General features: G+C 43.5%; 1 protein-coding gene. It reads left to right on the forward strand.

The annotated features are described in order from the left end of the window. Positions 1–3,675, forward strand: a 3,675-nt coding sequence (locus A4R26_RS06720) for a non-ribosomal peptide synthetase (RefSeq protein WP_133054574.1), incomplete at both ends; no start/stop codon positions are given.

Here is a 3,675-nt window from a genome sequence, read left to right on the forward strand (position 1 = left end):
AACACAAACTGCTCTTTACATTTAATGATACAGCTGTAGCTTATCCAAAAGACAAGACGATAGTAGACTTGTTTGAAGAGCAGGCCGAGAAGACGCCTGATAATATTGCGATAGTATTTGAGGATAGAGAGCTGACTTATCGCGAGCTTAATGAGCGGTCTGATCAGTTGGCTCATTACCTGACTCATATAGGAGTGAACGGGGAAACGCTGGCAGGGCTTTATGTGGAGAGAAGTATTCTTATGATCGTTTCCATGCTTGGTATACTGAAAGCAGGAGCTGCGTATATGCCGGTAGATCCGGAATACCCTTTTGACAGAGTGAAATATATGCTGGAAGATAGTCGGGTAAAAATAATATTGACTGATGCGTTATTGTATCCCAAAGTACCGCTCTCGGAAAATGTAAAAATTGTTTTTGCAGACGATGAAACTATTTATAACAGCGAATACAAAAGAAGCCTAAAAAGAGAACAGGTTAATCAATTGGCTTGCGTGATTTATACTTCCGGATCTTCAGGTCAGCCTAAAGGGGTAGAGATAATGAATGCAGGAATACTGAATCGAATGCAATGGATGTGGGATCGCTATCCTTTTGAAGAACACGAAAAATCAGCAGTCAAAACTTCTATCGGTTTTGTAGATCATATTTGGGAATTGTTTGGCGCATTGCTTAAGGGAGTTCCTTCGATATTATTCAGGAAGAGTGATATTATCGATATAGATTCCTTTATACAAAAATTATCAGAATATAAAATAACCAGGCTGGTTCTTGTACCCTCTTTGCTAAGAGTTATATTAAATAACCTTGAGGGGGTACCTGATGTGCTGAATTGCTTAAAGTATTGGACGTGTAGCGGCGAAATGCTGACAAATAATATCATTCAACAATTTTACAGTTTATTTCCGCGTGCCAGCCATTTGCTTCTCAATATATACGGTTCTACCGAAATGACTGCCGATTCTCTCTGTCATGAAACAAATGCTGATTTTAAGGAATATAATCCTTCCAGTATAATCGGCCGTCCCATAGCAAATACGACAGCATATGTGTTAGACAGTAATCTTGTTCTGCTGCCCGTGGGGGCGGTAGGTGAACTGTATATAGGCGGGGCGGGTGTGGCGCGTGGTTACCTGAACCGCCAGGAGCTGACGCGTGAAAGATTTATCAGCAATCCTTTTCAAACAAACGACCAGAAAGCAAAAGGCATAAACGGGCGGTTATACCGCAGCGGAGACCTGGGACGCTGGCTGCCCGATGGCAATATCGAGTATTTAGGCAGAAAAGATGAACAGGTAAAGATCAGGGGGTACCGGATCGAGCCTGGAGAAATAGAGCATGCTTTATTAAGCCACGAAAAGATAAAGGAGGCTGTAGTTTTAGCCAAAGAGAACGGGTCAGGCCAAAAGGAACTGGTTGCTTACATCACTTCCAATACCGGGCAGAACACAAGTGAATTGAGAGACTATCTAAAAGAGCAGCTGCCCATATATATGCTTCCGTCCTATTATGTACAGCTGGAAGAGCTGCCATTAACCGCAAACGGTAAAGTAGACAAGAAGTCCCTGCCTGATCCGGAAGGCCCGGGATTAACCAGTGGTGTGGAATATGTAGCGCCACGCAATGAGACAGAAGCGAAGCTTGTAAAGATCTGGGAAGAAGTGCTGGAAAGGGAAAAGATCGGGGTTAATGATGACTTTTTCGCATTGGGAGGCCATAGCCTGAAAGCTATTCGCCTGAGCAATGAGTATCAAAAGGAGTTGTCTGTAAAGCTGAGTTTGAAAGAGCTGTTCGCTCATACCAGCGTAGCTTCGCATGCCGCACTGATAGCATCTTCAGCCAGGGAGGCATTTGTTCAGATAGAAAAACTAGCTCCCCAGGTAAGTTATGCTATCTCAGATGGCCAGAGAAGACTCTGGGTATTGAGCCAGTTTGAAGGCGGCTCGGCAGCTTATAACATGCCCGGAAGCATTTACCTGAATCAGGATATTGACATCGAAAACTTCAAAAGAGCCATAGATGCTACCATCGAACGTCATGAGATCTTAAGAACTGTTTTCCGGGAAGATGAGTCAGGAGAGTTGAGACAATGGATCCTTGAAAGAAAAGACCTGGGCTTTGTAATCGACTACCGGGACTTTAGAAAAGAGGCAAACAGGAAAGAAGAAGTAGAAGCCTATATCGCAGCAGATGCTTACCGGACATTCGATCTGGCGAAAGGCCCTTTACTGAGAGCAGCCTTACTGCAGGTAGCGGAAGCGGAATATGTATTTTATTTCAATATGCACCATATCATCAGCGATGGCTGGTCAATGGATGTATTGGCTAAAGATGTATTCAGATACTATGAAGCTTATAAGACCGGCAAATCACCAGAAGTAAATGCATTACGCATCCAGTATAAGGATTATTCATTCTGGCAGTTAGCGCAGTTGAACCAGGCGTCATTTAAAGCACATAGAACATATTGGTTAGATAAACTTTCGGGAGAGTTGCCACTGCTGGATCTGCCGGGTACTAAACACCGTCCTGAGGTGAAGACCTATAACGGGCATAGCTTAGCCACTTATCTGGATAAGGCAACTACGGCTAAACTAAAACAGTATACACAGGAGAATGGTGGTAGTCTGTTCATGGGCCTGCTGGCCACATGGAATGTGTTGATGTACCGCTATACTTCGCAGAGAGATATAATCATAGGTACGCCGGTAGCGGGCAGGGAGCATGCAGACCTGGAAGATCAGATCGGCTTCTATGTAAACACCCTCGCTTTAAGAAACGAGGTTAATCCGGAAGAAAGCTTTGACAGTTTTTACCAGGCTTTAAAAGCCGAAACCTTAAAGAGCTATAACCACCAGATGTATTCTTTCGATCGTTTGGTAGAAGAGCTCGGTCTTCAAAGGGATACAAGCAGAAGTGCGGTATTTGATATCATGCTCATTCTGCAAAACAATGGGGGAAAGATCGAAGGGATTGAGTTAAATCAAAAAGCATCAGATCAAATCTTAGATCAGGGAATACGTGCTTCAAAATTTGATATAGAAATCACCTTCCGGGAAGCGGGAGACTATTTATCTCTTCAGATAGGCTTTAATACAGACGTGTACGAACAGGCCATGGTTGAAGGTATGATAAGGCATTATAAGCAATTGTTACATGTGCTGCTGGAAACTCCGGAACAGAGAATCTCGCAGATAGATTACCTCTCTGAGCAGGAGAAGCATGAACTGCTGGTTACGTTCAATGATACAGCAGTAGTTTACCCGAAAGATAAGACGATCGTTGATTTATTTGAAGAGCAGGTTACAAAAACGCCAAGCAATATAGCCGTAGTATTTAAGGATACCCAGCTGACCTACAGAGAGCTTAATGAAAAGTCGAATCAGCTGGTTCATTACCTGAGAGAAAACTATGATATTCACCCTGGTGATCTGGTGGGCATCAAACAAACGCGGAGTGAGTGGATGATTGTGTCGGTACTGGGTGTTTTAAAGGCGGGAGGAGCGTATGTTCCAATTGATCCGGATTATCCTCAGGAAAGAATAGGCTATATAGAACAGGATGCCAGATGTAAGATATGCGTGGATGAAACAGAACTAAGTAAGTTCAAGGAAAGCCAGGAGCGTTATTCCAGAGAACCGGTGACTACCACTGCTAAAGAAGGACATCTTGCTT

The sequence above is a fragment of the Niastella populi genome, assembly GCF_002078015.1.
Taxonomy (GTDB): Bacteria; Bacteroidota; Bacteroidia; order Chitinophagales; family Chitinophagaceae; genus Niastella; species Niastella populi.